Consider the following 15647-nt stretch of genomic DNA (forward strand, 5'->3'; position numbering starts at 1 on the left):
TATTTTTCAGTTAAAAAATAAGAGCCTAAGAAAAAAATAGCGATCTCCTCCCATGACTAAAGTCACGGGTCTCCGATCGCTTAAGATGAAACTGCTCTATGGTAGACCCACCAGGGAACACATACTCCTTACCCGAATACACATTGTCGGGCCACCCAGCCCCATAATGAATAGTACCGGCAACAGTATTGGGACGGCTGCCCCAGCCCTCCATAATATCTAACTCCCCGGAGGATGCCCATTCACCATAAACACTGTTCTCCGGCAGCATCCAAATGGCCGGCCACAAGCCTTTTCCCGAAGGAGCTTTGGCCCGAATTTCGAATTTCCCATATTTCTTGCTGAACAGCCCCTTGGTCTTAATCCGCGAGGAAGTATAATCTTTGCCTCCTTGTGCCTCCTTGCGGGCGGTAATGATCAGCTTGCCATCCTCTTCTTTTACATTTTCCTCCTCGTTCGTATACCATTGCAGTTCATTATTGCCCCAGCCCGGATTACCCACTGCAGTGCCGTCTCCAAGATCGTAGGTCCACTTGGCTGGATCAATGGTTCTGTCATTAAATTCGTCATTCCATACCAGAGTCCACGGATCAGCACCTGATGCCGCGTTCGCCGTTGGCGACGGATTTACCGTCACATAATTTGCGGTACCTTTCGGCAATGTTGAGCCACCAAGATTTACACCCTCAGCATTGTTCTCCAGAACTTCAATGTTTCCGTTTCCTTGAATCACGCTGCTTTTTGAATTCGGAGTCATTTTCAATGAAGCAAGTTGCGCTTTTTCAGCAAGCACAATACGGCTCGGACTATTAAGCGTAAGCTTGCCGACCGTACCCGAGATATTCAGCGTCAAGCCGGTTTCAACGGAATCCGTCGTAGTTATGACTTCAAAGTTCCCTTTAAATTCGACGGTTCTTTTACCCGCATTAACCTGGACATTTGTAAAGCCAGCTCCTGTCAGGCTGTTCTCCTCCAGGATAGCCCCGGACTGAACATAGAGGGTTTCGAATGCGGTAGTACCGCTGGCATAAACACGTACTATGCCTTTAGGCTTGGCAATCCGCATCTCGCCGATTGTGGAGTCTTTGAAACCCACACTGTGCTCGCCTCCCCCGGCAATAAAGGTTGTACCGGTTACCTTCACCCGTTCAAGCGTCGCATTTCCCTCTCCAATACCTGGGGACAGATAGAGGTTGCCTTCAATAGTCGTATCCTTCAATGTAACATCAGCCCGATTGATAACAACATTTCCTTTTACCGTTCCAAGGGAAGTCTCTCCGGCTGTGTCCACAAGTTCTCTAACCATTCGGTCAGACATTGCAGTAAGCTCCGCACGAGTAATAACCCCTTCCGGTTTAAACAGTCCGCCCGGGTAACCCTGAATATATCCCCCGGCTGCAAGTGCTGAGATGGCAGCCGAGGTTTCCGCACTTACACCCTTTAAATCTTTAAAGCTGACTGCCGGTTCGCCGCTTAAACGAAATACTTTTTGCAGCGCAAGTGCAGCTTCCCCGCGTGTAAACGGGCGTGTTGGGTGAATCCTTTTGTCTCCGTCTACGGTTATATAGCCTGCGGCAATCCCTTTGGCAATATCACTCTTGAACCAAGCTGCTTCCAGCACATCTACAGGATGTTGAGCAGCCTGCTCCTGATAGTTAAAAATACGATTGATTATGGCGGAAAACTCCGCCTTAGTCACCAATTTTGCCGGACGGAATGATCCATCCTCATATCCCTTTATGATTCCATTCCCGCTCCAGCGTTGCAAGGGGAGCAAAGCCCAATGGTCCGGGCCCACATTAGTAAACGTTTTCATTTTACCTGCCGATATAGCTGTTCCTGTTGACGAATAGGATTGGGCCGCCTGAACGGTCTGAATGGCTTCAGCCGCAGAAGCTGCAACCCCTCCGATCGGTGATAGCAGACCGGTAACAAGCACCATTGCCGCTAAGGTTGCTGTAACATTCCTCTTCATTCTAGACTTCTCCTCCTCTAATTTCGTAAATTAAGGGATTTAGCAAATAAAACCGAAATCGGTTTCGATAATGCTATTGTTGCCTAGAATGCTAGTTTTGTAAAGATGTTATTAAAAAAATTCCCCATTCCCGTATTCTTCTTATTAGCAGCTGCAGGAATAACCGTTTGACTTGTTTCGCCAATAAGCATAAACTTAAATCAAACTGTATTTTATGTCGATTATTATAATAATTCATTGGAAATTAAGCCGGAAGGTGGCTTTACATTGCAGTTAAATATCAAAATGATCGCCGAGATGGCTGGCGTTTCCGTTTCAACCGTTTCGAAAATTATGAATAATTACAGTGACGTTTCCGAAAAAACGAAACAGCGAGTGCTGGAGATTATCGAACAGACCGGATATTCACCTTCCAACTCTGCCAAGACGCTCGCTACGAAGAAATCCAGCTTGATCGGTGTTATTTTTGCCGGTGAGCTTAATGTTGATTTCACGCATCCGTTTTTCGTAGAGGTGCTTAATTCCTTCAAGAAACAAATGGGCGTACTCGGATATGATCTCATTTTCTTCTCGAACGAAAAATTTATTAGTGGGGGAGATTATTTCTCCCGCTGTCTCCATTTCAATGTGGATGGCTGCGTGATCATCTCCGGACAGAATATGGAGTCGGCTATCCGTGACCTTGATATGAGCAATATTCCTTGTATTGGCGTTGACCTTGAGCTAAAAGGCAAAAAGTCCGGCTTTGTGATGTCGGATAATTTCCAGATTTCCTCCAAGGTCGTAGAGCATTTCTATTTACTTGGTTATAGAGAGCTTGGATTTATCGGAAGCACTGCAGATTCCGACATTTCCAACTTGCGGGAAGCAGGCTACACCAAGGCGATTGAAGGCTTCGGGCTTCGACTTAATGAGAATTGGATCATTCACGGAGTTGATTTCTTCGAGTCCAGCGGGTATGACGCTATGCAGAAACTGATTCATGCAGGTCCTTTGCCAAGAGCCATCTTCGCGGCCTCCGATTTACTGGCGCTCGGCGCCATTCGGGCCTTGAGAGAGCATGGGCTAAGTGTTCCTGAAGATGTTGCTATTGTCGGCTGCGACGATATTGAGGCTAGTAAATATACCAGCCCAAGGCTTACCACGGTCCGTCAAAACAAACAGCGCCTCGGAGTTCTTGCCGCACATATGCTCTTCGATCTTATTAATAATCAGGCCGAGGGCAGCTCTTTCGTTGTAGAACCTTTACTTATCGTTCGCGAGTCTTGCGGAAGCACCATGAACCATTAACAAAAACAGCGCTGTCTGCGGAAATCCGTGACAGCGCTGTTTTTATTAGAAAGCCTTATTCCATCGTATATGTGTATTGCGGAGAATCATATTGCGGACCGGATTTCTCATAGGTGAACCAATACTTCAGAACCTGGCCGGTACTGATTCCGCTCACTGTATACTCCCACGTTGAACCGTTCAATGTCATACGTAAATTAAGCTGCAGCCCATCATTAACCGTGTAGTGTACATCTACATACTGGGCGCTTGTTGTGGGTGTGAAGGAGATTTTAGCTGTAGTCGTCCCTGTCTTCGTGACCTGTGCAGTGTAATCCGGCGTTGTAATAACACTTCCGCCGCTGCTGGACGTTGTTACCGTAACCGCATTGCTGGCAACAGATACATTGCCCGCCGCATCGTTTGCTTTTACCGTAAAGGTATAAGCCGTGCTTGGGGACAATCCGCTTACGGTTGCTGTTGTTCCCGTCACCGATAGCGAGCCGCCGCCATAATAAACGGTATATCCTGTCACGCCTACATTATCGGTTGAAGCTGACCAGGACAAGGATACGCTGGTTGATGTTTTACTGGTAGAAACTAGATTCGCCGGAGCTGTAGGAGCCGTTGTATCGCCGCCCCCACCGCCGCTTCCGGTGTTGAAGCTGTTGGCCGGAACCGAAACATTCGTGCCGTCAGAGAAGGCAACGGTTTTCACGGCATTGGTATAGTTGTAGGCAATGTAGGTTTTCACTCCGCTTTTGTTGAACACAGCCGCTGTCGGAGAATTGGCCGTAATCGTTGGATCAGCATTGCCCATCGAATCGAGATTGTAAATCCAGTGGTACGTATTGGCCTTCGAGTTGCCGCCCTCCGTTCCACCCGATCCTTCTGGTGCTCCGGTAACCATCGAGCCTATTCCTGAACTGAACTGGGCTTTGGCATCCGCCGGATCGGATATGGCCCGGTACATCCAGATCAGATCCCGCCACATATCCCAGGTGCTGCCGCCATTCTCTGCAAGCATGGCATTGTAATTTTTGTTCGTATAGCTTGGGTAGTGGGTCAAATACAGCGATCCGCCGGTAATCGGCAGCCAGTTAATGCCGTGTACCTGCTCCGGATTCGCGGTAAACCACGTGCCGTTAGCTCCCTTGCCGCCCCAAATCATCGTCACCACCGAAGGGGTGTAAGACGCAGGATGAGTGTTGTCCTGAACGTCGAACCAGTAATCATTAATCGCGTTCATTTCCGTTGTGTAGAGATAGATACCCAGGTCGCGAATGGTTGTATTTCCTGTGGCTTCACCCCATAGAATCAATCCCGTCCAGGCGTTCATGGCCTCAGAGGAGGATTCATTATTATTGCCGTCATCAAATTTGGCATGGCCCGCAGCCCAGGAATGCCCGGCATACGGATCAAAATTGCGCAGGAAAGGGAACATGGTGTCGCTACGGTCCCAATTCGCAATGTCACGGATTAACAGATTCACCATCGGCCCATAGTTGGTCGCCCACGTCTTGTCGGTACGCGCCACCTCTGCCGCTGCTTTGATGAAATAGCCGTAATGGAAATGGTGGTCATTCAGCTCATCCGCACTGCCGAAGCTGGCCGGATAGCCGATCACTGTACCCCAGTTGTTGTTGTAATAAAAAAGATTGCTGCTCTTCAGATTGCCGCTGCTGTCGCTCGCCTTGAGCCAATCCTGCAGCCGGGTTTTGATTTCTCCCCGGAACTGATTGGCTGCCGCCGAATCTCCGACCTGATCCGCAATCGGTGCCAGTACCGCCAGCTTGCCCAGCCGTTTACCTAGGAAATAAGTGTCATTGCCGCCGGTGTAGGCCAAGGATTCTTCTTCGTTCACATATCCGCCTAACGTTGTTTTGTTGTAGCTTCCTTTATCGGGAAGGGACGGCAGCACGCCGGTGAACTTCATTTTAGTCGTAAAAGAGGTTCCTTCCCCCGTCTTCATCGTGCCGCGTACCGAGTTATAGGTGTAGGACAATAGAGGGGTTGCCGTATTTTTCCATTGGTGTGGATAGAGGGCGAAAATAGTACCGTTTTGGGTGCCTTCCTTGGCTGTTGTGGTATAAGTGAGAGTAGTGGATACCTCGCTGTTAGCCGCATTGTAGGAGTAGTTGATTTTGGAGTCTGTCACATGCGAATAGGCATATTGCTTGAATTTGTTCAGTGTGGCTGTCGTGTTATCGGGAAGAACTGCTATCGAAAAATAGTTCTTACCGTTCAGGTTGTTCGTCAGGGTTGTCGTCCCGATTCCGGACCAGGTGCTTCCTGTCGGCCCAAACAGCGCGTAATGCGCCCCTTCCATCGTAATCCCGAGCACCGGGCTGCTGGATGTTCCGGACCATATGGTTGGCGGGGTATAGAACTTCAGGACAGGGTTTCCGCCGCCGTAAGTGTAATAGATATAAGGGGAACCGTGCCCGTACGTAGCCGTCATGGAGTTCGTGCCATTTTGATAAAGCGCTTTCACAAACCAGTCGTTAAAACCGTCCACCTTGGCATCAGGGAAGGTCGCAGAAGCCGAATGCCCCACGGTAAAATCATGAATATCGTTCATCCAGCCGGCAATGGCGGCGCTGTTCGCCGTAATCCGGTTGCCAGGATAATAAATCCGCATCCCGTCGCTCTGATTCTTGAGCGCCAGCGGGTGGGGAAACTGCGCATTGGAATACTGCGTCCAGGCGAGACTGCTCCACCAGTCGTTCGTCGGCATTTTTCCGGTTACGTTGCTCGTCTTGTAGATTTGGGATTGCACATCCGTAGCACCAGGAGGGAGCACAGTAGAATAACTGCCGGAACCCAGAGGAACCTCGCCGGAGAATGCGGAGCCTATGCCCGGCAGCATGTTAAGCAGAAGAAGGAAAACCAGTCCAAACCGAAACCCGTGTTTCATTTGAAAGCCTCCTTATAAAATGGTTTTAAAGTCGTTTTCGTTGAATTTCACCCCTGAATTCCCCGTTTTACCGAAAACGCTTTCGAAGCTATTATGTCCCATTTCATTTAACATTTCAAGTAGTGTTTTTCTGTTTTTGGATATTTGAGTATATAGTCTCATTAGCCTGATCCAAATACCCTACAGCGGTGTAGGTTCTCCTGTCTGTTCATCCAGATTCAACTGGATCAACTGTCCTGTGCCCCACTTCCGTCACTTCCCATATTGTAGCCAAGGAATCCTGTAGACAGCTCGTCACTCTCGACCAATACAGCACCGGCGCCATCGCCAAATAAGATGCATGTACTTCGGTCTGTGTAATCTGTAATTTTGGAGATGGCGTCCGCGCCGATAACCAGCACCTTACGGTGAAGTCCCGAGGCCACATAGCTGTGTGCAGTATGCAATCCATATACAAAACCTGCGCAGGCTGCGCTCAAATCCATAGCCCCGGCGGTCAGCGGAATATTCAAGCGATCCTGAATCAGGGATGCAACCGTCGGAAACGTGAAGTCAGGTGTACTGGTAGCCACTATGACCATATCAACATCCTGAACGCTTTTTCCGTATCGTTTCATTAAATCCTGTACGGCAACGACACATAAATCACTGGTAAACTCATCTTGGCGGCTGATTCTGCGTTCCCGGATTCCGGTCATCCGGACGATCCATTCATCACTGGTCTCAACCATATGCTCGAGGTCGGCATTAGTCAGTCTTTGGGCCGGCACATAAGATCCGATGGCTGTAATTTTGGCACCTTTCATTGACTTCACCCCTAAATTAGCATCAAGTATTAGTACTTGGTGCTAATTATAGCAAAAAAGAAAACTGCAGAGCAACTGTAGCCAGAAATTCTCAGAGAATAGGCGAACCCAGCTTACAAAAGCCAGGAGCTAAAAGAATCTTCTTCTTCTTCTCCTTCTTCTTACAAAATAAACGACAACGCCCCCCAAAACGATGATTCCACTACCTGCAGCAATGGCAATATTCCTGATCTTAGGTACGTAAATGACCATGCGGATCGGCTCGGGATCAGCCAGATTGATATGCCAGGTTAAGGTTCTCCCATCCTGCTCCGCCGCATTATTGGCACCAAACAGATTGACCGGCAATGTCAGCTTAAAGTCAAAAGTGAAGCTCTGCATGAGCAGCCGGACAAGCGGCTTGGGTACGTTGAGGTTCTCTATACTTTGAACTATTTTGTCGGAGTATTTGCTTAAATTAAGCTGTGTCTCCACGTTATATTTACTGTAAAACCATGTTTCCGCTGTCTTTACGTTCGAGTCGATGAACTCACTGTCAGTATGGGGCACCATGGATTTAATTTCCTGAGAAGTATAGGATTTCAGATATTGATATTCCGTAAATTTGCTGTCCTGTCTTTTCTCGATCTGAATTCCTACAGCTTGGAGCTTGTTTATTAACGACTCCTCCATTGTCCCGTTTATTAAAGATTGTGTGCGGGAATCCAGCCGGAGTATGACTGCGATATCAACATTACCGTTCATTTGAACATTAACATGGGCAGTTCCTTTTGCGCAGCCCGTTAACAGAAATAGCAAAATAACCAATCCCAAGATGGATACTTTTTTCCATTTCAGCAGCAAAGGGTCCACCTCTCGATTTTAAAAGTACTTGAAATGTTCTGCGAGCAAAAACAAAGGGGAGAACTCCATCTCACAGGCTCTTTCCCTTGCACGGCGAGGTGTTGTACCGGAAACCAGACGCATGTTAATGTGGGCATAGGAAGGGAGGTAACCGTGCGCGGTTTTCGGCTGGAAAGCATGAACTGATTTTGAGATAGAGCCTTATTACGATTATAAAAAAATCCCGGCTCTCTGTCCTTCCCATCATACAGGTTCAGAGGCCGGGCTTCTAAGTTTTAAACTTTTTTATACATCTTTATTACACTTAAATGCATGCCTTCATGGAACAAGTCAAAACTGAGAAACTGCTCCGGTGTTTCCATCGTCATTCCACCCGAGGTGGTGTACGGCGGCACCTTAACTTGCATTTGATGTCCCAATCCATTCCTGATCCGCTCTTGCTGTTCTTGCAGCAGGAATGCCAGCTCTTGCAGGCTTGGAAGTGGAATGGAAGTAGGAGCAGTCAACGGTGAAGTGCCATTCTCAAACAGCTCCTTATATCCTTCCGGCAGGTGAAGGGGCATCCCTATGTATTGAAATGCGAAACGCTCACACACGACGTAAATATGTCCCAACTGCCAGCGAATGGAGTTTCGGTACCCTTGCGGAATTTGATCAGCAAGCTCTTCGGTAACTCCCTTCATCACTTTTGAGATTTGAGCCCGTACGAAAGCTAACTGGTCGAACAAATAATGTTGCATTGCACTGCTCCTTCACTATTGGTTTTTTTCAAAAAATCGAACTCATTAATGCCCCTGCGGAAAACATAGCAATCATGTTAAAATAAAGACTCGCGTTACCCTTGGCGGATGCTAAAGAACCCTATGCTCCAAGGCTTTAAATTAATAATAAAGGAGAGACCTATATTGGGACGGATCTTTGTATTCTACGGCCCTTCTGCTTCCGGCAAAACCGAAGTCCAAAAGCATCTGACGAATGCTCAATTCCCCAGAATCATTACAGCGACCACACGTGCGCCGAGAGAAAATGAAGCGGACGGCATTCATTATTTGTTTATAGACAAACAGCGGTTCATTGAGCTAATAGAAAAGAAAGAACTTGTCGAGTATACGAACTACAACGGTGAATATTATGGAACGCTGCGTTCCAGTATCGAGGAAATTCTCGCGGGTTCAGGAAAAGCGAATATTATTATGGACCTTTCGGGTGTTCTTGCTCTGAAAAAAATGTACGGAGATCATATTACTGCCATTTATATCGGCGCTAGTCTTGAGAGTCTCGAAAGAAGGCTTACCGCAAGGGGCAGCGATGCCGATGAAATAGCTGGCAGACTTCGCAAAGCGCAGGTCGAAGAGCTCACGGACAGATACCTGGAAGCTGCGGATGCCGTGGTGTGGAATAACGACGGAACGGACTTTGGCGTCACGTTAAGCAAGGTAAGGGCGTATATTTTGTGAAGATGGACTTACCCTATTTCAGTCCTGCAGAAGAAACCTGTAGCCTATCCCGGGTTCAGTTACGATGAACTTTGGCCGCGTAGGTTCTTCCTCTAATTTCTTGCGCAAATGTCCAATATAGATGCGGAGGTAATGACTATCCGATTCATAATGATGCCCGCCCCATACTTCTTGAAGCAACTGGCGCTGCGTGATCACCTTGCCGGCATTGGAAGCCAATATTTTCAAAAGATCGTATTCCGTCGGGGTCAGCTTCACCCGATTTCCGTCAAGTTCTACGGACCGCTGTGCCAAATCAATCATAAGGTTTCCAAATTGAAGAATAGGTTCATTAGCGGATTTTGCTACATGCCTAAGCGCTACCCGTATTCTGGCGACAAGCTCCCCCATCCCGAACGGTTTGGTTACATAATCATCAGCTCCGCTATCCAGCGCCACAATTTTATCCTCTTCCCGGTCTTTCGCCGTAAGGACGATAATGGGTACCCGGGACCACTCCCGTATTCGGCGCAAAACTTCCATGCCGGAAATATCAGGCAAACCCAAATCGAGTACAATCAGATCCGGATGAGCTATGCTCGCTTGATACGCACCGTCTTCTCCCGTTGATGATTCATTGATTTCAAAATGATGAGCTTTTAAGGTCAGCTTCAGAAGCTTCCGGATCTGGGGCTCGTCGTCAATAATTAAAATACGTGCTCCATTAGTTGTTGTCATAATAGTAATCCCCTTCAGGAGTCATTTGGCCCGGAAAACTCTGTTCTCCTATGGGAAGAGTAATATGAATTATAGTACCCTTTTTTAGATTCGGCTCTGCGGTGATAGTGCCTCCATGCGCCTCTATAATCCCTTTGCAAATGGCAAGGCCCAATCCGGTTCCGGGTACATGTCTTGTCGTGTCGGCACGAAAAAACTTGTCGAAAATCCGTTCCCGGTCAGCGCTTCTGATCCCTATCCCGGAATCCGCTACAGAGATAACCACATTTCTTTCCTGCTGTTTAACTGAAATAATGATTTGACTATGATCAGCAGAATATTTGATGGAGTTGCTTACTACGTTAACCAGTACCTGCTCAAGCAACACGTCATCGCCTGATATGAAGGGAATATGATCCGGCAAGACGACCCTGATGTCGCGTTGCTGCTGAAAATCCTTCACTTGAGACAGAACTACACCAAGTATATCTTCGACATCACACCACTTATTGCGCAAACGGAGCATTCCGCTTTCCAATTTCACCATGCCGAGCAGATTGGTGACCAGTCGGTTCATACGCAAGGCGCCATCTCTGATGGTCGATAGCAAATCAAGCCGATCTTCCGAAGAGAAAATCCGATCCCCTTCAATTAATCCAGTTGCAGAGCCAATAATCGTCGCCAAAGGTGTTCGCAATTCGTGAGAGACCGAATCCAGCAACGCCGTTCTCAGCCTCTCTGATTCAGCTGTTAAATGCGCAAGCTTGGCCTCTTCACCCAATTTCACACGGGCGATAGCAATAGCCGCAAGACCAGCAAAAGCTTCCAGCAAGCGCAGGTTTTCCGCTGAAACAGCGGCATCCCGATTCTGAAGATTCACTGCCAATACTCCGTACATTCGGTCCTCCGTACGTAACGGAACATATATCCCTGGAGATTCTCTTAGTGTGTTTGATCCCCTTCCTGCCATTTCACGGTGTTCATAGACCCATTTCGCGATTGCCATTTCCGATTCCCCTTTTCCCCAGCTTGAATTAAGGGAGGAATAGGTTGTTAAATTCAGCTCATCCTTCTCGTCAGGCAAGAAAATGATGACTTCCGTGTTGATCGTTTCAGAAACTTGGCGAGAGATGTTTTCAAGCAGAGAATTGAAATCCGTAATGGCCGTCATTTGACGGCTTAGGGCATAAAGAGAGGCCGTACTTGCTTCTCTTTGCTTTGCGAAATTGAGCTGTCTCCGTAATCTGGCCGCTAAACTCACAGTTAATACGGCTACCGCAAGATAAACCGCAAAGGAAACGATATAACGCAAATCGGATACTTTAAAGGTAAAGATAGGCGGTACAAAGAAGAAATCAAAAGCAAGCACACCTGCGCCCGCCGCATAAAGCGAAGGTCCGATTCCCCAGTATACGGCGCTAAAAAGCACCGGAAACAAATACATCAGTGCAATGTTGACCAGGTCGTACGATAATCCGAACGTGTGTAAAATAGCCGTTTGCAATATCATAAAGAGCGTTACCCAAACGTACGGCTTCCATGAAAAGGAATGGGACGAACGGGCTGCGCTTTCTTCTTCCGAGAATGCCTTGGCTTTGCCCGGGATGACGTGAATGCTGATGCCATGGCTGTTCCGGATGACTTGCTCCACCACGGAGCTGCGGAACCATTCTACGATACGGGATCGCGTCGGTTTACCGATGATAACCTGCTTAATGTTACGGCTCCGCGCCAACGACAATAGCTCGTCTGCGATATGATTCCCGGTAACGGAAACCACTTCAGCACCCAGTTCTTCTGCAAGCTGTAAATTGCGGGCCAACTGACGCTGTTTTCCCTCGCTCCTTGGGAGTCCCTGAGGACTCTGGACATATACGACCATCCAATCCGATTTAAGACTGGCGGCCATTTGACGTCCCATACGAATCAGTTGCGTCGAGAAAGGGCTGGCGCTAACGCATACCATGACCTTCTCGGCCACAGGCCATGGGCCTGCGATTTCCTTAGCTTGCATGTACTGTTCAAGCTGGCTGTCGACACGCTGGGCGGCGTAACGAAATGTCATTTCACGCAGGGCATTAATATTGCCGATTCGAAAAAAACGCTGCATTTCTTCCTTTTTGTGCTCATCATGAACGGTATCTTTGAATCTTTGGATCAGTTGATCTGTTGGTATATCAACCAGTTGGATTTGGTCCACCTGCTCCAAAAAAGTATCCGGCACCGTCTCAGCTATTTTCAAACCGGTAATTTTGGTTACGATGTCGTTTAGACTTTCTACATGTTGAATGTTAAGTGTAGTATAGACGTCTATCCCCTGCGAAAGTATAGCGTCCACATCAAAATAGCGTTTCGTTTTCAATGATCCTGGCGAATTCAAATGTTCAAGATTATCGATCAGAACAAGCCCCGGACGTCTTCTTATAATTTCTTCCGTATCCATTTCATAATACTTATTGCCTCGATATGAAATGGTACAAGGCGACACGGACGAAAACTTCAGCTCCGCGGTCAATTTCTGTGTATCCGGGTGATTTTCAGCCTGCACCCATCCAAGCAAAATATCTATACCTTTATCTCTTTGTTGCCCTGCAGCCATAAACATCGCATAGGTCTTGCCAACACCAGCAGCTGCGCCAAGAAACAGTGTACATTTCCCTCTCTCCATACGCTCCGAATCCATTGTAATCACATCCTGAACAGTTTAACTACATTCCATTATATAACGATGTTCGGATCATAATCAGCAACAATCAGAACGTCCATATGCCTGGAAAGGTGAATTAACGGGTTTACGACAGATCCCTTCCATAACTGTTCCCGGAAAGATTGCCTAGATTGACCAATAACCAGCTGTGTAGTTCCGGCTTTATCCGCTTTTGAAGCTAATACATAGGGAATTTGTTTGCGGTTTTTACTTTCATGAACTATAAATTTACCGCCCAAATTAACCGTCAGTCTCTCCAAGGCGTCAAGTCTTCGCTTTAATTCGTCAGAAATACTGTTGCCTACACATACATAATTAACATACCAAGCGGCTTTCAACCGGAAAGCAATTCGGAATCCTCGGCGAATTAACCGCTCGGCATGAGGTGTAATATTTACACAAATAAAAATGACTTCTTTTCTTCTCCATGGACCGCGCAGTGAACTTTTTCGTTCCACCGACTCCAGCCTCTCATCTACATCATCGGCAATTTCACGAAGTGCAAGCTCACGCAAGGCGATGAGGTTCCCTGTCTTGAAAAAATTGCTGAGCGCTTCCTCTACTTTGGGTCTGGCATAAATTTTGCCTTCCCGCATCCGGTTTTGCAGAGCCTCCGGGGAGACGTCGATAAGTTGTACTTCATCCGCCAAGCGAAGGATGCTGTCCGGTACCGTCTCTCTAACCCGTATGCCTGTTATTTGCTCTACCGCATCATTCAAGCTTTCCAAATGCTGCACGTTTACCGTTGTAATAACCGATATTCCCGCATCCAATATTTCCAGCACATCTTCATATCTTTTTTTGTTTTTGCTTCTAGGAACGTTCGTATGAGCAAGCTCATCTATCAGCACAACCTCGGGACTGCTACGAATGATAGCCTTCGTATCCATTTCTTCGAAAGTAACGCTTTGATACGCAAGCTTTTGACGCGGGATGATCTTTAGATTACCGATTTGGTCGGATGTTTCTTTACGTCCATGGGTTTCGAGCAGCCCGATTTGGACATCGATATTTTTTTTGAGCAGATCGTTACCCTCTCGAAGCATCGTATAGGTTTTACCGACGCCCGGAGCTGCCCCGATATAAATTTTAAAGTTGCCGCGTTTAATCTTATCGATTTTTTCTGCTACTTCTTGTTCACTCAAACGACGGTATTTCTGCTTCTCCTTGGGAGATTTAATTTGGGCAGGGAGGATCCGCTCGCCCTCATATTCAGCCCGGTCGGCGACTAGAAATACATCGATATTTTTCACGATTTTCAATAAACCGTTAACGATCGATCCCTGCCAAATTTCTTGCCGCCTCGTATGCTTGGAATGCCCCATCACAATTCGTGTAACATTATGCTCGATCGCATATTGGACTAATATCTTCGGGATGCACCGCCGGTTGGAGAGGACCAGTTCTTCAAATTCACCGCCCACTTTTTCCACAAGCTTAATTATACTCCTGCGGAAGGTTGTCGCTTCTTTGGATAATGGTTTCCTGAAATTACGGAAGGTGATCACCGCAAGGTCCCCATTGAGCCGCTTGGCAATCTGTTGACCTCTTCGAACATATATCGAACCGTTCCAGTGGTATTGCGTAGACACAAGGACACGCTCGGCCGCTCCGGACGGGCCTTTAAAGCCCATTTCTTCCCGATGCTCCTCCAGAGAATGGTTCACATCCTCGGCAACAAGCCGTAGAGCCAGTTCCCGCAGCACGCCCAAATTACCGCGCTTAAATACCGCAATATCTTTGTTAACCTTCAAGTTCCCCTCTGCAAGGCGATTCAATATCGTTTCCGGAGTCACATCGATGAGTCTTACCTCATCGGCCAGCTCCAGCGTATAGGAAGGAACCGTATGCTCGACTTCGATCCCGGTCATTTTTTGAGCGATTTCCGTATAGCCTTCAAGCTCGTACACATTAACCGTGGTGATTACGCTAATATCGTGAGACAGCAAAAATTTGATATCCTCCAGCCGCGTTGGGAAGCGTGCATCCGGGCGATTTCTATGGGCTAATCCGTCAACGAGCACGACTTCAGGATTTCTCTCCACTAGGGCATCAAGGTTCAAATCCTTCCGTTCAACGCCGTCTTTAGACCAATGAATGCTGGGGACCCTCTCCAAATCTCCTAATTGCTGCACCGTCTCGGGCCTTTGCAGCGTTGAAACCGCACAGATAACCACATCGATACCCTGTTGCCTCAAGGTGTGCCCTTCACGCAGCATATGATAGGTTTTTCCTGAACCGCTCACCGGACCGATATACACCTTTAATGTGCCGCGGTGGAGCTTGGAGATGGAGTACAAAATTTCCTCGGGTGTTTTTCTTTTAAAGCTTACCATACCAGTTTCTCCTTTTCCCAAAGAGATTACGAAAACTTAGAAAGCCACCCCCGGATCGCGGGAGCGGCTGTTTACTTATAGCTTCACTTGCTTCAACAACTCGATGTTTAGTTCCGTTACATTCACTCGCGGCTCCCCGAAAATCCCAAGCTGCCGGCTTTTCGTATGGGAGTCAATGATTTGATTTAATTGCTGCTCACCAATTCCCGTTTCCCGGCTGATTCGCGGAACTTGAGCTTTGGCCGCTTCCGGAGTCAGATCCGGGTCGAAACCGGAGCCGGACCCTGTCACCAAATCAGCGGGGATGTCTTTGATATTCGGATTGTTCTTTTTCAAGACGTCTACTTGATCGGCAATTCCTTTAACATAGCCTTCGGAAGCTACGGCCATATTGGAGCCCATTGAGGTGGTAGGATCATATTTCGCCGCTGACGACCTCGGATGGAACAGCTTCGGCGATTGAACATTTTGAGCCAATAATTCAGACCCGACAACGGCGCCGCTTGACTGAATCAAGCTTCCGTCAGCCTGTTTGGGAAAAATGGTTTGTGCGATACCGGTTGTAACCAATGGATAGATAAGCCCGCAGATCAGCATAAGCACCACGGATACCCGAATCGCAGTCAATGTCATTCTCATAT

10 protein-coding genes and 1 pseudogene are annotated in these 15647 nt (G+C 47.6%); 2 read left to right on the forward strand and 9 right to left on the reverse strand.

All coding sequences use genetic code 11. The features are described from left to right. Positions 1-25: 25 nt before the first annotated feature. The gene (locus PaeBR_RS20095; RefSeq protein WP_410512274.1) at positions 26-1975 is read right to left on the reverse strand and encodes an S-layer homology domain-containing protein; all 1950 of its coding nucleotides are present in this window, start codon (positions 1973-1975) and stop codon (positions 26-28) included. A 285-nt stretch (positions 1976-2260) separates the two neighbouring features. Here PaeBR_RS20095 and PaeBR_RS20100 point away from each other — a divergent pair, with 285 nt between their 5' ends. Beyond that, positions 2261-3265: a LacI family DNA-binding transcriptional regulator gene (locus PaeBR_RS20100; protein WP_410515255.1), complete on the forward strand. Its 1005-nt coding sequence runs from the start codon at positions 2261-2263 to the stop codon at positions 3263-3265. A 55-nt stretch (positions 3266-3320) separates the two neighbouring features. Here the strand turns inward: PaeBR_RS20100 and PaeBR_RS20105 are convergent, their stop codons facing one another. From PaeBR_RS20105 to PaeBR_RS20120, 4 genes and pseudogenes are all read right to left on the reverse strand, one after another. After that, positions 3321-6161 (reverse strand): glycosyl hydrolase, encoded by a 2841-nt coding sequence (locus PaeBR_RS20105; protein ID WP_410512275.1) that lies wholly within the window; start codon positions 6159-6161, stop codon positions 3321-3323. A gap of 242 nt (positions 6162-6403) precedes the next feature. Continuing rightward, a pseudogene (locus PaeBR_RS20110) lies at positions 6404-6967 on the reverse strand (ketoacyl-ACP synthase III); the annotation flags it as partial. Between the two features lie 129 nt (positions 6968-7096). Then, positions 7097-7810, reverse strand: coding sequence for a hypothetical protein (locus tag PaeBR_RS20115; RefSeq protein ID WP_410512276.1), 714 nt, complete (start codon positions 7808-7810; stop codon positions 7097-7099). Positions 7811-8085: 275 nt separating this feature from the next. Next, positions 8086-8550: a DinB family protein gene (locus PaeBR_RS20120; RefSeq protein ID WP_410512277.1), complete on the reverse strand. Its 465-nt coding sequence runs from the start codon at positions 8548-8550 to the stop codon at positions 8086-8088. A 165-nt stretch (positions 8551-8715) separates the two neighbouring features. Between PaeBR_RS20120 and PaeBR_RS20125 the strand changes: the two genes are divergently transcribed. Continuing rightward, positions 8716-9267: a guanylate kinase gene (locus tag PaeBR_RS20125; protein WP_410512278.1), complete on the forward strand. Its 552-nt coding sequence runs from the start codon at positions 8716-8718 to the stop codon at positions 9265-9267. Between the two features lie 18 nt (positions 9268-9285). Here PaeBR_RS20125 and PaeBR_RS20130 read toward each other — a convergent pair whose 3' ends face one another. From PaeBR_RS20130 to kdpC, 4 genes are all read right to left on the reverse strand, one after another. After that, positions 9286-9984 (reverse strand): response regulator, encoded by a 699-nt coding sequence (locus PaeBR_RS20130; RefSeq protein WP_410512279.1) that lies wholly within the window; start codon positions 9982-9984, stop codon positions 9286-9288. Further along, complete coding sequence (locus tag PaeBR_RS20135) at positions 9971-12646, reverse strand: ATP-binding protein (RefSeq protein ID WP_410512280.1); 2676 nt, start codon at positions 12644-12646, stop codon at positions 9971-9973. The genes PaeBR_RS20130 and PaeBR_RS20135 overlap by 14 nt, the downstream gene beginning before the upstream one ends. Positions 12647-12681: 35 nt before the next feature. Then, a complete protein-coding gene (locus PaeBR_RS20140) occupies positions 12682-15006 on the reverse strand; it encodes a histidine kinase (protein ID WP_410512281.1) in 2325 nt (774 codons plus the stop codon). A 75-nt stretch (positions 15007-15081) separates the two neighbouring features. Next, positions 15082-15645 carry a potassium-transporting ATPase subunit KdpC gene (gene kdpC, locus PaeBR_RS20145; RefSeq protein WP_410512282.1) on the reverse strand — a complete coding sequence of 188 codons (564 nt, stop codon included), beginning with the start codon at positions 15643-15645 and terminating at the stop codon, positions 15082-15084. Positions 15646-15647: the final 2 nt, after the last annotated feature.

The organism is Paenibacillus sp. BR2-3 (assembly GCF_046529485.1).
Lineage (GTDB): Bacteria > Bacillota > Bacilli > Paenibacillales > Paenibacillaceae > Paenibacillus_AQ.

Coding starts and splice junctions, on each gene's coding strand:
- PaeBR_RS20095 (WP_410512274.1), bottom strand. CDS start 1,975: ATGAAGAGGAATGTTACAGCAACCTTAGCGGCAATGGTGCTTGTTACC.
- PaeBR_RS20100 (WP_410515255.1), top strand. CDS start 2,261: ATGATCGCCGAGATGGCTGGCGTTTCCGTTTCAACCGTTTCGAAAATT.
- PaeBR_RS20105 (WP_410512275.1), bottom strand. CDS start 6,161: ATGAAACACGGGTTTCGGTTTGGACTGGTTTTCCTTCTTCTGCTTAAC.
- PaeBR_RS20120 (WP_410512277.1), bottom strand. CDS start 8,550: ATGCAACATTATTTGTTCGACCAGTTAGCTTTCGTACGGGCTCAAATC.
- PaeBR_RS20130 (WP_410512279.1), bottom strand. CDS start 9,984: ATGACAACAACTAATGGAGCACGTATTTTAATTATTGACGACGAGCCC.
- PaeBR_RS20135 (WP_410512280.1), bottom strand. CDS start 12,646: ATGGATTCGGAGCGTATGGAGAGAGGGAAATGTACACTGTTTCTTGGC.
- PaeBR_RS20140 (WP_410512281.1), bottom strand. CDS start 15,006: ATGGTAAGCTTTAAAAGAAAAACACCCGAGGAAATTTTGTACTCCATC.
- kdpC (WP_410512282.1), bottom strand. CDS start 15,645: ATGAGAATGACATTGACTGCGATTCGGGTATCCGTGGTGCTTATGCTG.